13 protein-coding genes are annotated in these 14,970 nt (G+C 38.7%); 3 read left to right on the top strand and 10 right to left on the bottom strand.

What is annotated here, in order from left to right; genetic code table 11:
* Nucleotides 1–181: 181 nt before the first annotated feature.
* The 6 genes from gatB to A3IA_RS0110850 all read right to left on the bottom strand — a co-directional run bounded on the left by gatB (nucleotide 182) and on the right by A3IA_RS0110850 (nucleotide 6,241).
* Nucleotides 182–1,621 carry an Asp-tRNA(Asn)/Glu-tRNA(Gln) amidotransferase subunit GatB gene (gatB, locus tag A3IA_RS0110875; RefSeq protein WP_018381357.1) on the bottom strand — a complete coding sequence of 480 codons (1,440 nt, stop codon included), beginning with the start codon at nucleotides 1,619–1,621 and terminating at the stop codon, nucleotides 182–184.
* Complete coding sequence (gene gatA / locus A3IA_RS0110870; protein WP_018381356.1) at nucleotides 1,621–3,087, bottom strand: Asp-tRNA(Asn)/Glu-tRNA(Gln) amidotransferase subunit GatA; 1,467 nt, start codon at nucleotides 3,085–3,087, stop codon at nucleotides 1,621–1,623. The genes gatB and gatA overlap by 1 nt, the downstream gene beginning before the upstream one ends.
* Nucleotides 3,087–3,389, bottom strand: a complete 303-nt coding sequence (gatC, locus tag A3IA_RS0110865) for an Asp-tRNA(Asn)/Glu-tRNA(Gln) amidotransferase subunit GatC (RefSeq protein ID WP_018381355.1) — start codon at nucleotides 3,387–3,389, stop codon at nucleotides 3,087–3,089. Before gatC ends, gatA begins: the two co-directional genes overlap by 1 nt.
* 151 nt (nucleotides 3,390–3,540) lie before the next feature.
* Nucleotides 3,541–4,092, bottom strand: a complete 552-nt coding sequence (locus tag A3IA_RS0110860) for a cysteine hydrolase family protein (RefSeq protein ID WP_018381354.1) — start codon at nucleotides 4,090–4,092, stop codon at nucleotides 3,541–3,543.
* Nucleotides 4,092–4,877, bottom strand: coding sequence for a GTP-sensing pleiotropic transcriptional regulator CodY (gene codY, locus A3IA_RS0110855; RefSeq protein WP_018381353.1), 786 nt, complete (start codon nucleotides 4,875–4,877; stop codon nucleotides 4,092–4,094). The genes A3IA_RS0110860 and codY overlap by 1 nt, the downstream gene beginning before the upstream one ends.
* A gap of 149 nt (nucleotides 4,878–5,026) precedes the next feature.
* Nucleotides 5,027–6,241 carry a pyridoxal phosphate-dependent aminotransferase gene (locus A3IA_RS0110850; RefSeq protein WP_018381352.1) on the bottom strand — a complete coding sequence of 405 codons (1,215 nt, stop codon included), beginning with the start codon at nucleotides 6,239–6,241 and terminating at the stop codon, nucleotides 5,027–5,029.
* 161 nt (nucleotides 6,242–6,402) lie between these two features.
* On the opposite strand from A3IA_RS0110850, the gene A3IA_RS0110845 reads away from it, so the two are divergent.
* Nucleotides 6,403–6,855 (top strand): universal stress protein, encoded by a 453-nt coding sequence (locus A3IA_RS0110845; RefSeq protein ID WP_018381351.1) that lies wholly within the window; start codon nucleotides 6,403–6,405, stop codon nucleotides 6,853–6,855.
* 44 nt (nucleotides 6,856–6,899) lie between these two features.
* Here A3IA_RS0110845 and A3IA_RS0110840 read toward each other — a convergent pair whose 3' ends face one another.
* Complete coding sequence (locus A3IA_RS0110840; protein ID WP_018381350.1) at nucleotides 6,900–8,282, bottom strand: Cof-type HAD-IIB family hydrolase; 1,383 nt, start codon at nucleotides 8,280–8,282, stop codon at nucleotides 6,900–6,902.
* Nucleotides 8,283–8,350: 68 nt separating this feature from the next.
* On the opposite strand from A3IA_RS0110840, the gene A3IA_RS0110835 reads away from it, so the two are divergent.
* Nucleotides 8,351–9,313 carry an asparaginase gene (locus A3IA_RS0110835; protein WP_018381349.1) on the top strand — a complete coding sequence of 321 codons (963 nt, stop codon included), beginning with the start codon at nucleotides 8,351–8,353 and terminating at the stop codon, nucleotides 9,311–9,313.
* Between the two features lie 788 nt (nucleotides 9,314–10,101).
* Here A3IA_RS0110835 and A3IA_RS0110830 read toward each other — a convergent pair.
* Complete coding sequence (locus A3IA_RS0110830) at nucleotides 10,102–11,016, bottom strand: aldo/keto reductase (RefSeq protein ID WP_018381348.1); 915 nt, start codon at nucleotides 11,014–11,016, stop codon at nucleotides 10,102–10,104.
* A 269-nt stretch (nucleotides 11,017–11,285) separates the two neighbouring features.
* Here A3IA_RS0110830 and A3IA_RS0110825 point away from each other — a divergent pair, with 269 nt between their 5' ends.
* Nucleotides 11,286–13,316, top strand: a complete 2,031-nt coding sequence (locus A3IA_RS0110825; protein ID WP_018381347.1) for a surface-anchored 5'-nucleotidase — start codon at nucleotides 11,286–11,288, stop codon at nucleotides 13,314–13,316.
* 63 nt (nucleotides 13,317–13,379) lie between these two features.
* Here the strand turns inward: A3IA_RS0110825 and A3IA_RS0110820 are convergent, their stop codons facing one another.
* Both A3IA_RS0110820 and rbfA read right to left on the bottom strand, forming a co-directional pair.
* Nucleotides 13,380–13,805 carry a CopY/TcrY family copper transport repressor gene (locus A3IA_RS0110820; protein ID WP_018381346.1) on the bottom strand — a complete coding sequence of 142 codons (426 nt, stop codon included), beginning with the start codon at nucleotides 13,803–13,805 and terminating at the stop codon, nucleotides 13,380–13,382.
* Between the two features lie 516 nt (nucleotides 13,806–14,321).
* A complete protein-coding gene (gene rbfA, locus A3IA_RS0110815) occupies nucleotides 14,322–14,675 on the bottom strand; it encodes a 30S ribosome-binding factor RbfA (protein WP_018381345.1) in 354 nt (117 codons plus the stop codon).
* Nucleotides 14,676–14,970 lie beyond the last annotated feature (295 nt).

Raw genomic sequence — 14,970 nt, 5'->3', positions numbered from 1 at the left:
AGGTTCCTTTAAAAATATAGTCTTTTGACGATACTTGGACTGACAATGATAGAAACTGGGATAAAGTTTCATTTATTATGATGAGGCAACTTCTTCCTTTCATAAAACTAGTGACATCACCTGTCAGAGTTAAAAGGTTTCCTTATCAGCAACCCTTTCAATCTTGCTTCAAAGCTGGTATTTAATCCAACAGTTTTTGCAATTCTTGCGCTAAGAGTTTAAGCGCTACTTGTGGGTTGGCTTGTCCTTTAGTTGCCTTCATAAGGAAGCCTGTGAAGGCTTTGTCTGCATTACGTTTTCCGGATTTGAAATCAGCAACTGCTGCTTCATTATCAGCGAAAACTTGGTGAATAATTGGAATCAAGACTTCTGGATCAGAAATCTGAACAAGTCCTGCTTTTTCAACGTATTCACGTGCTGAACCACCGTTTTTAGCCAAGTGGACAAAAACTTTCTTAGCAATTTTAGATGAAATCGTGCCATCTTCAATCAAGGACAACATTTCAAGAAGATTTTCAGGTGTCAAACCAATTTCCGGCAAGGTTTTGTTTTCAGCATTGAGGAACTGTGCTACTTCACCTTGGAGCCAGTTAGAAATTTGCTTAGCATCGCCACCTTGTGCCACGGCTGATTCAAAGAAATCTGAAGTTGCTTTAGTTGCTGTCAACTGGCTAGCATCATAGGCTGTAAGACCATATTCTGATGTGTATTTAGCACGGCGTTCTTTTGGAAATTCTGGCAACTCTGTACGGATTTCTTCAATCCAAGCATCATCAATTTCATAAAGTGGTAGGTCAGGTTCTGGGAAGTAACGGTAGTCCGCAGCCCCTTCTTTAACACGCATGAGAATAGTTTCGCCAGTTGATTCATCATAGCGGCGAGTTTCTTGTTGAATCTGTCCACCCGAACGCAAAATTTTAGCTTGACGTTCAATCTCATATTGCAACCCTTTACGAACATAGTTAAATGAGTTAAGGTTTTTCAGCTCAGTCTTAGTGCCAAAGGCTTCTTGACCATAAGGGCGAAGAGAGATATTGGCATCGACACGCATTGATCCTTCTTCCATCTTGACATCTGAAATACCAGTGTATTGGATAACTTCTTTCAAAGCTGTCAAATAGGCATAGGCTTCTTCGGGCGACCGCATATCTGCTTCTGAAACAATCTCAATCAAAGGGACACCTTGACGGTTAAGATCAACATAAGAATAACCATCTGTTCCGTGTGTGTTTTTACCTGCATCTTCTTCTAGGTGAGCGCGCTCAATACGGATTTTCTTGGTTGAACCTTCCTCTAACTCAACTTCAATCCAACCATTGTAACCGATCGGCTCATCAAATTGAGAAATTTGGTAGGCTTTTGGATTATCAGGATAGAAATAATTTTTACGGTCAAAATGCATTTCTTGATGGATATCCATATTTAAAGCCAATGATGCTTTAATCCCAGCATCAATAACTCCTTTATTGATAACAGGAAGAACACCTGGGAAAGACCAGTCAATGATATTGGTGCTGCTATTAGCTTCTTGCCCAAAATGCGATGATGATGGTGAAAAAATTTTAGAATTCGTGTTTAATTCAACGTGGACTTCAAGTCCAATGATCGTTTCAAAATTCATTAGTTTTCACCTCCAAAAATTTTAGGTTGTTGTTTGTGATAGTCAGTTGTTGCTTCAAAGGCTGCAGCTGCTTGATAAATCGTTGCCTCACTGTATTTAGGTCCGATCAATTGCAAGCCAACTGGCAAGCCATCCACAAATCCTGATGGGATTGAAATTCCTGGAAGACCTGCCAGGTTAACTGGAATAGTCAAGAGATCAGCCAAATACATAGAAACTGGATCTTTTGATTTGTCGCCAAAACCAAAGGCTACGCTAGGTGTCGTTGGACCCAAAATCAAGTCATAATCTGCAAAGACTTTTTCAAAATCACGAATAATCAAAGTGCGCACTTGACCTGCCTTTTTATAGTAGGCATCATAATACCCTGATGACAAGCTGAACGTTCCAAGCATGATGCGGCGTTTCACCTCATCGCCAAAACCTTGACTACGTGTGTTGACATAGATTTCATCGAGATTTGTTGCATCTTCAGCACGAAAACCATAGCGAATACCATCAAAGCGTTGCAAGTTTGACGACGCTTCCGAAGACGCAATAATATAATAAACCGCCACACCGTACTTGCTATGAGGAAGACTAACTTCTTCTACGATAGCGCCAAGTTTTTCAAACTGCTTAGCTGCTGCCAAGATATTGTCCTTGATTTCAGGATCAATACCTTCGCCAAGGTATTCTTTAGGAAGAGCGATTTTCATACCTTTAATTTCTTGACCGATCTTGCTAGTGAAATCAGCCACTTGGTTTTTAGTTGAGGTCGCATCCTTAGTATCATAACTTGAAATCACATTCAGTAATTGGGCATTTTCCTTAACCGTTGGTGCAAATGGTCCGATTTGGTCAAGTGAACTACCAAAAGCAATCAAGCCAAAACGCGATACCATACCATAGGTCGGTTTCATCCCAACAACGCCATTGAAAGCAGCTGGCTGACGAATAGAACCACCGGTATCAGAACCAAGTGACAAACGCACTTGACCAGACGCAACAGCTGCCGCTGAACCGCCTGAAGAACCACCAGGGACTTTTGCTTGATCCCAAGCATTCTTGGTTTGTTTGAAGTAAGATGTTTCAGTTGAACCACCCATGGCAAACTCATCCATATTTGCCTTACCAATGACAATCATGTCTTTGTCATAAGCATTGGCAACAGCAGTTGCATCAAAGATGGGTTCGTAGTTATAGAGCATTTTTGATGAAGCTGTTGTCAAAATCCCTTTAGTAGAGATATTGTCCTTAACAGCAAGTGGGATACCACTCATGATATTATCTGCATCAATCCCTTTGGCATCAATAGCTTGAGCCTGCTTCAAAGCAGCTTCTTCAGCAATGGTTACAAATGATCCCATGAGATCTTCACGAGACTTGATGTCTTCTAAAGTCGCTTGTGTCAATTCGACTGCTGAAATTGCCTTATTAACGAGGAGATCGTGCAACTCTTCGATCGTCTTATGATTAAATGACATTAGGCATCTCCTCCTTCTTCAAAAATGGCTGGTACTTTGATGAAATAATCTTTTTCTTCAGGAACATTTTTAAAGAGTTCCTCGCGTGGTTGACCGGCTTGTGCAATATCTTCACGCATAACGTTTTTACGATCTGCCATAGTCGTTGTTACTGGCACACCTTCTGTGTCAACTTCATTTAACAATTCAACCATATCAACAATTTTTGTCAAACTTTGAGCAAATTCACTGGTTTCTTGGTCGGTGAAGCTCAGCTTAGACAACTTGGCAACATGACGTACTTCTTCTTCAGAAATTTTCATTGTTTTCTCCTCTATCGTTTTGTAGATTATTTTAAGCAAAAAATAAGAGCTACATCCAGTCTATCCGTTAAATTATACCACAAAAATGAGGATAGTCCTATCTCCTAAAATCAAGAAAATCACCCTGTCCAGTTTAGACAAGGTGATAAATTTAATCGATTATTCTAGCACCTAAAACATGTTCAAAATGTTCCAAGGCCCATTGGTTTCGTTCTTCTGTAAGACTTGCAACGGATGACTTAGAAACTTCGATTTGATAACCAAGATTATAGGCATCAACAGCTGTATGCAAGACACAGATATCCGTCAAAACACCTGTTAATATCACGGTATCAACACGACGTTCCCGCAAGCGCATGTCCAAATCCGTTCCAGCAAAGGCTGAATAATAACGTTTGTCCATCCAGAAAACCTTGCTATCTTCTTTTATTGATTCATATAAGGAAGCAAGCCCTCCAAATAAATCTCGACCAGAAGTTCCTTGAATGTTATGAGATGGAAAAAGTTTAGTTTCAGGATGAAAAACGTCTCCCTCATCGTGACAATCGATGGCGAAAAAGATATAGTCGCCATCTTCATAAACTTTTTTTGTCAATGCAACAAGCGACGACTCAATCTCTTGAGCTGGTTTTCCCGCCGTTAACTTACCCTTATCGGCAACGAAGTCAACAGTATAATCAATTGAAACAAGTGCTTTCGCCATTAATTATATTCCTTAATTTTATCAAAGATTCCCTCATTGATAACTTTGAGGTAAGTCCCTTTCATACCAAGCGAACGGCTTTCAATAATACCAGCGCTCTCAAGTTTACGAAGAGCATTGACAATAACAGAACGTGTAATGCCGATACGGTCCGCAATAACGGAAGCTGTCAAGCGTCCTTCTGTACCGTCAAGCTCACCAAGAATAGCTGCTACAGCTTTCATTTCTGAGTAAGAAAGTGTATTGATAGCCATAGTGACAGCCGTTTGTTTGCGAATGGTTTCTTCAAGGTTTTCAGTTTGAAGATTCAAGAGTTGGATACCCACTACTGTTGAGGCAATTTCTGCAAGAATCAAGTCTTCATCCTTGAAATCTTGGTCATTGCGCCAAATGATGAGCGTTCCTAGACGCATCCCACCACCGTAGATTGGTGCCAAGGTGGTCAAACCATCTGGGAAGTCTTCTTGAAGTTCGACAGGGAAAATACTTAAATCATGAGTTACAGGCAAGTTAGCTTCTGTATCGTAGACACGACTTGCAGCTTTTACATACTCATCGATTAATTTTTTCTCTTCGAACATCGCTTCAACGCGGTCGTTATTAGTTTTGTATTTAAGTGCAAAACCAAGAATTGTACCACCTCCATTGATGATACATACGTTACAATCAATGATGTCTCCAAGTTGAGTCGCCATCAAGTTATATGGTAAATCTCCTTCAAGACTATCAACTGAACGTTGAAGAATAGAAGTGATTTTACGAGTTTGTGACAATAAATTAGGCATGATGACCCTTTCTATATTGAAAAATATATTACGAGCTATTATAACAATTGCAGAGTAAAAAGGCAAGTAATTATCTGAAAATTACTTACAATAGTGACAAAAATACGCAATTATCATCTTAGTAACATCTAACTACCATTTTACCAATCTTAACGACGATATTGTCTCAGAAAGCGTTCCATTTTTGTTTGAATTTCAGCTAATTCTTCAACTCTCGGTAAGTACACTATACGGAAATGATCTGGATCTTTCCAGTTGAAGCCTCGGCCATGAACTAGCATAATCTTTTCTTGTTTCAAAAATTCCAATACAAATTGTTCATCATCTGGAACATTGTAGACGGTTTTGTCAATTTTAGGGAAAAGATAAAGTCCAGCCTGTGGTTTAACAGCAGACAAGCCTGGGATGTCATTTATCGCTTTGGTTACAAATTCCCTTTGCTCATAAAGTCGTCCACCGGGCATCAAAAGTTCATCTACTGATTGATAACCACCTAAAGAAGTTTGAACGACTTGCTGTGCTAGAACGTTGGAACATAGGCGCATATTTGAGAGCATATTTAAGCCTTCAATATAACCTTGCACATAGTTTTTACGCCCTGAAAGCACCATCCACCCAACACGGAAACCACAAATACGATGTGATTTTGATAAGCCATTCATGGTTACAACAAACAAATCAGGTGCTAAAGTTGCTATTGGGATATGCTTTGCACCATCAAATACCATGCGATCATAAATCTCATCAGAAAAAATTATCAAGTTGTGGCGACGTGCAATATCCACGATTCCCTCTAGGATTTCTTTAGGATATAGAGCACCCGTAGGGTTATTAGGATTGATGATAATAATAGCCTTTGTTTTTTTAGAAACCTTGGACTCCATATCTTCTAAATCAGGATACCAATCAGCCGCCTCATCACAGACATAGTGCACCGCATTTCCCCCAGCTAAACTGACTGCTGCTGTCCAAAGTGGATAATCTGGCATAGGCACTAAAACTTCATCTCCATCATCAAGCAGACCTTGCATTGACATGGTGATTAATTCTGAGACACCATTTCCGATATAAATATCATCAATGTCTACATTTGGAAAATTCTTGGTTTGACAATATTGCATAATCGCTTTGCGAGCTGAAAAAATCCCTTTACTGTCAGAGTAGCCCTCACTATCACGCGCATTCATAATCAGATCTCTAATTACTTCATCCGGTGCGGTAAAACCAAATTCTGCAGGATTTCCCGTATTTAGGCGAAGAATTTTTTCACCGTTTGCTCGCATTCGGTTGGCTTCATCAAGGACGGGTCCTCGAATGTCATAAGCGACATGTTCTAATTTAGATGATTTTTCAAAAGTCTTCATTTTATTATTATATCGCAATTTTTAGAAAATAACACAATTTTTCACTTATCTTAAATTGAATTTTTTGATAAGGCAGACTTTTCAGAAAACAAGTATGAAACGCTTTCATTTTTTTAGAAAATAGGTTATAATAAAAACATAGAAATAAGGAGGTCACTTATATGTCTCATAAATACGAAAAAATCCTGGTCGCAATCGATGGCTCTGCAGAATCCGAACTTGCCTTTGAGAAAGCTGTTAATGTTGCCAAACGAAATGAGGCTGCACTATTGTTGACCCATGTTATTGATACACGAGCTCTTCAAAGTGTTGCTACATTTGATGCAACTGTCTATGAAAAGTTAGAGCGCGAAGCACATGAATCACTCACTGATTTAGAAAATAAAGCTAGAGTCGCTGGGATTCAAGATGTCCGCCAGATTGTTGAATTTGGTAATCCAAAATCACTACTAGCCATTGACATTCCTGATAAAGAAGGAGCTGACTTGATTATGCTCGGCGCAACAGGTCTCAATGCCTTTGAACGACTTTTGGTGGGATCATCATCTGAATATATCCTTCGCAACGCTAAAATAGACATCCTAGTTGTTCGTGATAAAGATAAAGTTTTGTGATGCTGTCAAACGAAAACTTCTAGCTTGAAGGCTAGAAGTTTTTATTATGTTCGCTGTAATGATTTTTGGATTTGACGATCCAATTCTTTTTTAATAGCCGGTTCTGGCGCAAACTTTTCCTCCCAATCATCTGGTTTCAGAATTTTATGGGTTTTAGAATCATAGTGTGCCTTACCATCTGGGAATATCTTGCCCATGTTTGCCTCGTGAACAATATCAAAGAAAGGTTTTGGATCAACCCCCATCAATACGAATGACCCATACGTAAAATAAAGAAGATCTGTCAAGGCATCAACTTCCCCCACCAAGGGGGTTTCTGGATGAGGTTTACTCTGTACTTTTTGAGCTGCCCTATCCACTGCCGCATGAAGATTCAAAATAGATTGGGTAAAATCATGGTGGTCTCCTTGACTAGCTGCATAGAGAAATTCAACAATTTCTTCTACCTTGAAATTTGCTCGATTCCCACCTTCATTAATACTGTACAAACGAGGGGTGTGGTTAACCGAACCATCCATGAGAAGATGGAAATCCTTAGCCTTATTGAAGTTTTCATCTCGACTTTTAAAGCCTTCTTCAGGATCTAGATGAATCAAGCCATGGTGAGCAAGGGCTTTTGAAATTCCATCACGATTATTACTATCTGTCGTGTAGTCAGCAATAGACTTAAGTTTATCCTGACCATTCCCCATAGCAACTCCAATGCCAACTCCTGTCAGCATCTCCATGTCATTCTCTGAATCACCAAATGCCATGACCTCGTCTAAGTCAAAATCAAACACCTTACCGACACGCTCAATCCCTTTCACTTTCGACTGTCCATACGAAATAAGGTCGATAGAGTAAGGACTTGATCTAGTAATTGTGATTTGTGGAAATTTGTCTCGAAGTTTTTGCCCCTCCCCTTCAGTCGCAACTAGAACAACCTGAAAAATTGGCTCACGCATAATCGTTTTGAGGTACTCTATATTCTGTGGTTTGATGCGCCTAATAATCTTTTTAAAGCTATTTTCCACAGTTTTGGTTAACTTTTTAGGCACCATTCGGCTAACAATCTGTCCAAAAGTACTGGTTCCCATTTCAATCAAACCAGAACCCACCAAACCAGAAGCCGTCCCTAAAGAAATTTCACGTTTTTTATCCCCAGCATAGCGGATAACGCGATAAATAAGCGATTTAGGTAACTGATTTTGATAAAGAACCTTATCTCTTGTAAAAATATACTGACCATTATAAGTCACCGCAAAATCAAGACCTAGATTATCCATAAAAGGTTGCACAAAACCAGGTCCTCGTCCAGTCGCCACACCGACAAGAATCCCTTGCTCTTTTAAATTCTTAATGGCTAAGACAGTTGCTTTTTCAACGCGCTTACTGTCATTTAATAGGGTACCATCAATATCAAAAAAAACTGCCTTGATTGCCAACTTAACTCTCCCATTTTCTCAATTATGTTAGAATAAATTATAACATAATTTTGAAAGAAGTTTTTTTAATGACTAAAAACATACTTGTTCTCCATACTGGGGGTACTATTTCCATGACTGCGGATGAAATGGGAAATGTCAATTCATCTGCAGATAATCCAATGAATCACGTTGCAGTTGAACTTGATGATTATAACATCACAACCATTGATATTTTTAACGTTCCTAGTCCTCACATCACTGAAAAACACATGTTTGAACTCTATCAGAAAATTAAAGAAATCGGTGGTCAATTCGATGGAGTCGTTATTACCCACGGTACTGACACTCTAGAAGAAACAGCTTATTTCCTTGATACCATGAATCTTCCTAATATCCCAATTGTCATTACTGGCGCTATGCGCTCATCCAACGAGCTTGGCAGTGACGGTATCTACAATTACCTCTCCGCTCTTAGGGTTGCTGGAAATAAAAAATCAATTGATAAGGGAGTGCTTGTTGTCATGAATGATGAAATTCATGCTGCCAAGTATGTTACAAAAACTCATACAACCAATGTTTCAACCTTCCAAACACCTACTCATGGTCCCTTGGGCATTATTATGAAAAAAGAAATTCTCTTTTTCCAGATTGCTGAAAAGCGTGTTCGATTTGATTTGGCTTCTATTAATGGAACAATCCCTATTATCAAAGCCTATGCAGGTATGGGAGATGGGATTCTAAATTTACTGAAAGCTAGCCATATTGATGGTGTGGTCATTGAGGCACTTGGTGCAGGAAACCTACCGCCAGAAGCTGCAAAATCACTAACAACACTAGCGAACGAGGGCTTGCCCATCGTCCTAGTTTCTCGCTGCTTCAATGGTATCGCTGAGCCTGTCTATGCTTACCAAGGGGGTGGCGTTGATTTGGCTGAAAATGGTATCATGTTTGTCAAAGAACTTAACAGCCAAAAGGCACGCCTTAAATTATTAATTGCTATCAATGCTGGTTTAAGGGAGCAAGCATTAAAAGAATATATTGAAGGGTAATGAAATACTCTTATATCATCTGTTGAATTAACTTTGATACATGGTCACTTTCGACTTGCCGTATTCATACTCAATGAAAATCAAAAGCAGACTAGGCGACACAGATAGCAAATAGAACTGTCTTCATCAAATCAAGTTAGCAAGGTCTGCTTTTGATTTTCGAAGAGTGTCATGTACTGACCGCGTCTTTTCTGTTCCTTGTCTGAAAGCTATCATTTGACGATAACAATTCTTCATTCTGAAATATAGTCTTTTGAATTAAGGTTGAGACACCGTCACTTTCGCCTTGCCCTAATCAAGTGCTGCCCGCGTCTCAGTTCTTTGTCTCAAAGTTAATTCATTTGACTATAATAGCGAAAACTGTCCTAGAAATCTTATCGTTTCTAGGACAGTTTTATTTATGATTTCTTTACTAAGTGATGGTCACAACAGTAATAGCTAATCACTAATACAAGATAAGGCTAAAAGGTCTAATGGTTAATCATTTCCATAAATCGGTGATAACAGAAAGTAACCAAGGGAGAATGGCTACTAAAAATCCTATAAAAATAGAGACAAAGCAAGGATATGAGAGACTTTTTCGTGACTGAACGGGCTGAATACCAAGTGGAATAACTGAACGCCTAAGGCAAATCCTACTGAAAAATCATAATCTGTTAGATTGAGTGACAAGGCAAGCAAACCGTCTATCACTCATGACCCACCATTAAAATGTGTATGTAAAAGCCAAAAGTCACTCAAAAGCGTTGTGTCTTAAAAAAAATCCTTTTTTCTTGTACCACGCGCCATTACGGCAAACTATGTCCTGCTTTAGTGTAAATCTCATACCATTCAGGACGTGTAAGTTCAATTTTTTCAGCTTCTGCGATACGCTTGATGCGATCAGGATTCATCGATCCAACAACCGTTTGAATCTTAGCAGGATGACGTAAAATCCAAGCTACAATAATGGCTTCATCAGAAACCCCATATTTCTCTGCTAATCTTGTAATAGTATCATTTAACTCCTTGTAATCAGGATTCCCTAAGAAGAGACCTTTTGACAGATCAATCTGGAAAGGCGACCAGGCTTGAATGGTTACCTTATTCAGACGGCAATAGTCGATGATACCACCATCTCGGTCGTTTGCCCCCGGTGTTGTCATATTCACTTCAAGACCTGAGGAAATCATTGGCGCATGAACTGGTGACAATTGTAACTGATTGACAGCCAAGGGCTCATCTAAATAAGACTGTAAGAATTCCATTTGACTACGATTTTGGTTGCTGACACCATAATGACGGACTTTCCCAGCAGTTTTCAACTGCCTAAATGCTTCTGCTACTTCTTCAGGTTCCCACAGAGCATCTGGACGATGAAGCACTAAAAAATCAAGGTATTCTGTCTCCAAACGTTCTAAAATACCATCCACTGATGCTAGAATATGGGCTTTTGAGAAATCAAAGAAGCCTTTGCGAATACCACATTTTGATTGTAAAATCACATCTTCACGCTTAATATTAAGGTTTTTCAAGGCACTATGAAAACGTTTTTCAGATTCTCCACCGCCATAAATATCCGCATGATCAAAAAAATTAATACCATTTTCAAGTGACGCTGAAACAACTTTTTCTGCCTCTTTGACTTCGAGAGCATTCATGCGCATCGCGCCTAAAGCAATTCGCGATCCTTTTACACCTGTTTGTCCAATATCTTGTAACATAGCTACTCCTTTAAAAGACTAATTTTACTTTAAGAAAAGTATAGCATTTTTCAGATAAGTTTTCAGTAGGAAAATAAGAAAAATCAGATAAAATAATTTAAAATGCAGCCACTATTTTTTGAAAGCGATTCAAAACCGTTTGAAATTTTTATTCATTCAATAAAAAATTCGCTTTTTATTTAAAAACTAGCTTGAATTTTAGCAACTTACATAGTAAACTAATTATGGACATATTTTACTATTTTCACTAATTTAATTAAGGAGTTGCGATGAAAAAGAAAGTTGTTTTAAAAAGTAGCATTTTAGCTGTTGTAGCTGGCTTTGGTCTTTTTGCTGGCAGTGTTTATGCAGATCAAGAAGCTATTCAAATCTTAGGGGTTAACGATTTCCACGGGGCCCTAGATACAACTGGCTCAGCTTATATGCCTGATGGCAAGGTTTCAAATGCTGGTACAGCTGCACAATTGGATGCTTATATGGATGATGCCGAGAAAGAATTTACCGCAGAAAATCCAGATTCAACATCACTTCGTGTTCAAGCTGGTGATATGGTGGGGGCTAGTCCTGCTAACTCTAGCTTACTTCAAGATGAACCAACGATTAAAGTCTTCAATAAAATGGGATTTGATTATGGAACACTCGGTAATCATGAGTTTGACGAAGGATTAGATGAGTACAATCGTATCACAACAGGTAAGGCGCCATCTGCCGATGCTGGCTTCAATAAAATTGTTCATGATTACCAACACGTTCCTGCAAAACAGGAAATTGTCATTGCCAATGTTATTGATAAAACAACAGGCGAAATTCCACATAACTGGAAGCCTTATGCTGTCCGAGAAATACCAATTAACGACAAGGTTGTTAAAGTCGGTTTCATCGGTATCGTTACAAAAGAAATCCCAAATCTAGTATTACGTCAAAATTATGAACAGTATAAATTCTTAGATGAAGCTGAAACAATAGCTGCCTATGCGCTAGAATTACAGAAAAAAGGGGTAAAAGCCATCGTTGTTCTCGCCCATGTTCCAGCTATCAATAAAGGGGATGCTATTGAAGGTGAAGCAGTAGACATCATGAAACGTGTTTCTGAAATTTATCCAGAACATAGTGTTGATATCCTATTTGCAGGACACAATCACAAGTATACAAACGGTGTTGTCGGAAACACCCGCATCGTTCAAGCTCTGTCACAAGGTAAGGCATACGCCGATGTGCGTGGTATTCTTGACACTGATACACAGGATTTTATTTCTGTCCCAAATGCTGAAGTGATTGCTGTTGCTCCTGGTGTCAAAACAGGAAGTGAAGATATTCAGGCTATTGTTGATGAAGCCAATACTATCGTGAAACAGGTAACCGCTGCTAAAATCGGTACTGCTTCAACTTCAGATTTAATTAGCCGTGATGTCAATGAATTCAAAGAAAGTCCTGTTGGAAACCTTGTCACAACTGCCCAATTAACTATCGCTAATCAAAAATCCAAGATTCCAGTAGATTTTGCAATGACTAATAACGGTGGTATTCGCGCAGACCTCCTAGTTGCTGAAGATGGAACTATTACTTGGGGAGCAGCTCAAGCGGTACAACCATTCGGTAACATCCTTCAAATTGTCCAAATGACCGGCGAGGATATTTATAAGGTTCTTAATGAACAATACGATGCTAAGCAAAATTATTTCCTCCAAATGTCTGGTCTTAAATACACCTTCACTGATAATCCTGAAGGTGGTGAAGAAACACCATATAAAGTTGTTAAAGCCTATAAATCTAACGGGGAAGAGATTGATCCAAGTAAAACTTACACTCTAGTCATTAACGACTTCCTCTTTGGTGGTGGTGACGGCTTTGCAAGTTTCCGAAATGCAAAATTAATTGGCGCTATCAATCCTGATACAGAAACCTTTATCGAATACATTCAACAACAAGAAGCTAAAGGCGAGAAAATTACAGCAGGTATTAAAGGCGTTAAAACTTACTTAGCTGAAGTTCCTGTTGATGTGGTTGATCCAAGCGACACAACTACTCCAGAGAATAATCCAAATGAAACAACTGATTTGCCTAAAGATGGCCAAATGCCTCAAGTATCACATACATCTGGACATACCATCCAAAACAAAGCAATCGTCCTAACACTTGGAAATAAAAAAGCTGCTGTTAAATCAGAAAACAATTACGGAAATGGAAGTAAGGAACAGAGTCTTCCAGAAACCGGCGACAATGCTTCTGCAAGCTTTATCCTAGCTGGTATCAGCATCTTAGGAATGGCTGGACTAGCTGCAAAGCGCAAAAACAGCTAACCCCTTAATCTAGTCCCATCAAAATACTCCTCCTTGAACCACCAAGGAGGAGTATTTTTATTATTAATGATGATGACAAGAACATTGACCAGGAAGACATTGGCAAACGACCTCGTCTACCGCTTCAGACTTTTTAGATTGTAAAATTTTCTCAAGATCTGCGACATCTTTTAGGCTCATCGGGGTATCCAGCAATAGCCTTTCAATCAATGACTTATGATTTGTAACACAAATTTTAGCAAAGGTATCTGAAACACAAGTCCATTGCCCCATCTCTTCAGAGATTAAGGCTCTGTACCAGAAACGACGACCCTCCCGACGGCTAGCTAACATCTCTTTTTCAACTAGGCGAGTTATCATTGTCTTTATGGTCGAATCCGACCAATCATGATTCTGTTGTAAAACATCAATAATATAAGAACTAGTGACCTCCTTAGATGCCCAAGCAACCCTCATAACCTCCCATTCAGCATTCGAAATGTGTGACATGGTAATCTCCTTGTTTACAATTGTAAATTAATTGTATCCTATCCAAATTTAAGTGTCAAGTTCAAAATACTAGGCAACCTAATACAATAGGCACTCGCCTTAACGGTCAAATCGATTCTCAACCCCGCTAGTTTAAGTATAATGTTTTGAATTAACTGTGATACACCGTCACTTCGACTTGCCGTACTCAGGTACTGTTCCGCGCCTTTTCTGTTCCTTGTCCAAAAGTTAATTCATTTGACTATATATGAGGTCTTAAAAACTTTTTACATTTTTTAGGTAAAGAAAAACTCTTAGAAAGCTTCATAATCCTCTTTAAGAATCAGATTCAGACCTTGTTGATTTGATGAAGACAGTTCTATCTGCTATCTGTGTCGCCCAGTCTGATTTTGATTCTCATTGAGTGTGAATTAACGTTTCTAAGAGTTTATTTATTGACAATCAGGTTTTACGGTTTCAATGTTTCTATCGTTTAGAGGGATTGTCGACATTCTAGAGGCTCTACCTTTTAGAATGTTATTTATCTTTACGGTCTAAATTGCGTAATAATTCGTCAATTTTATTGCCATATTCAATGGATTCATCTTTTTCAAAAGATAAATCAGGAATTTTATACATCTGCAAGTTTTTACCTAATTCACGTTTGATAGTTCCTGTGGCTTTTTCTAAGCCGATTTGCGCTTTTTGATTATCAGAAGCTAGTTCACTATGGATAGTATAGTAAACTTTTGCTGCTGATAAATCACCCAACATTTGAACATCAGTGATAGTAACATCTTGAACACGGGGATCGCGAACCTTGAGACGTAAGATTTCATTGACTTCGCGTTTAATTTCCATTCCAACACGGTCAACACGATGATTTGCCATAAATATGATACCAAGTCCGTCAAAAGAGCTATTCTAGAGAGCTAGGGGATTGAAAAACTGATTTTCTATCCTAGATGGCTTTTGAAATAGCTCTTAAAACAGGGCAATTCCTTTCTTCTTATTCATTGGTACTCGAAAAAAGCAAAAATTAGTCACACTTGACCTTTATCAGGTTTAAAGGTAAGAACTACCAATTTAAGTTTCAAAGAGTATTTAATAGCTCATGAAATTCATGAACCAATTATCTTTAAGAAAAGCTAGGCTATTCACCTAGCTTTTTAGTTATCTATAACAA

It is taken from the genome of Streptococcus thoraltensis DSM 12221, assembly GCF_000380145.1.
GTDB lineage: Bacteria > Bacillota > Bacilli > Lactobacillales > Streptococcaceae > Streptococcus > Streptococcus thoraltensis.
This window is presented reverse-complemented; position numbering and strand designations above follow the sequence as displayed.

Coding starts and splice junctions, on each gene's coding strand:
- A3IA_RS0110825 (WP_018381347.1), top strand. CDS start 11,286: ATGAAAAAGAAAGTTGTTTTAAAAAGTAGCATTTTAGCTGTTGTAGCT.
- A3IA_RS0110835 (WP_018381349.1), top strand. CDS start 8,351: ATGACTAAAAACATACTTGTTCTCCATACTGGGGGTACTATTTCCATG.
- A3IA_RS0110830 (WP_018381348.1), bottom strand. CDS start 11,016: ATGTTACAAGATATTGGACAAACAGGTGTAAAAGGATCGCGAATTGCT.
- gatC (WP_018381355.1), bottom strand. CDS start 3,389: ATGAAAATTTCTGAAGAAGAAGTACGTCATGTTGCCAAGTTGTCTAAG.
- A3IA_RS0110860 (WP_018381354.1), bottom strand. CDS start 4,092: ATGGCGAAAGCACTTGTTTCAATTGATTATACTGTTGACTTCGTTGCC.
- gatA (WP_018381356.1), bottom strand. CDS start 3,087: ATGTCATTTAATCATAAGACGATCGAAGAGTTGCACGATCTCCTCGTT.
- A3IA_RS0110845 (WP_018381351.1), top strand. CDS start 6,403: ATGTCTCATAAATACGAAAAAATCCTGGTCGCAATCGATGGCTCTGCA.
- gatB (WP_018381357.1), bottom strand. CDS start 1,621: ATGAATTTTGAAACGATCATTGGACTTGAAGTCCACGTTGAATTAAAC.
- codY (WP_018381353.1), bottom strand. CDS start 4,877: ATGCCTAATTTATTGTCACAAACTCGTAAAATCACTTCTATTCTTCAA.
- A3IA_RS0110820 (WP_018381346.1), bottom strand. CDS start 13,805: ATGTCACACATTTCGAATGCTGAATGGGAGGTTATGAGGGTTGCTTGG.
- A3IA_RS0110850 (WP_018381352.1), bottom strand. CDS start 6,241: ATGAAGACTTTTGAAAAATCATCTAAATTAGAACATGTCGCTTATGAC.
- rbfA (WP_018381345.1), bottom strand. CDS start 14,675: ATGGCAAATCATCGTGTTGACCGTGTTGGAATGGAAATTAAACGCGAA.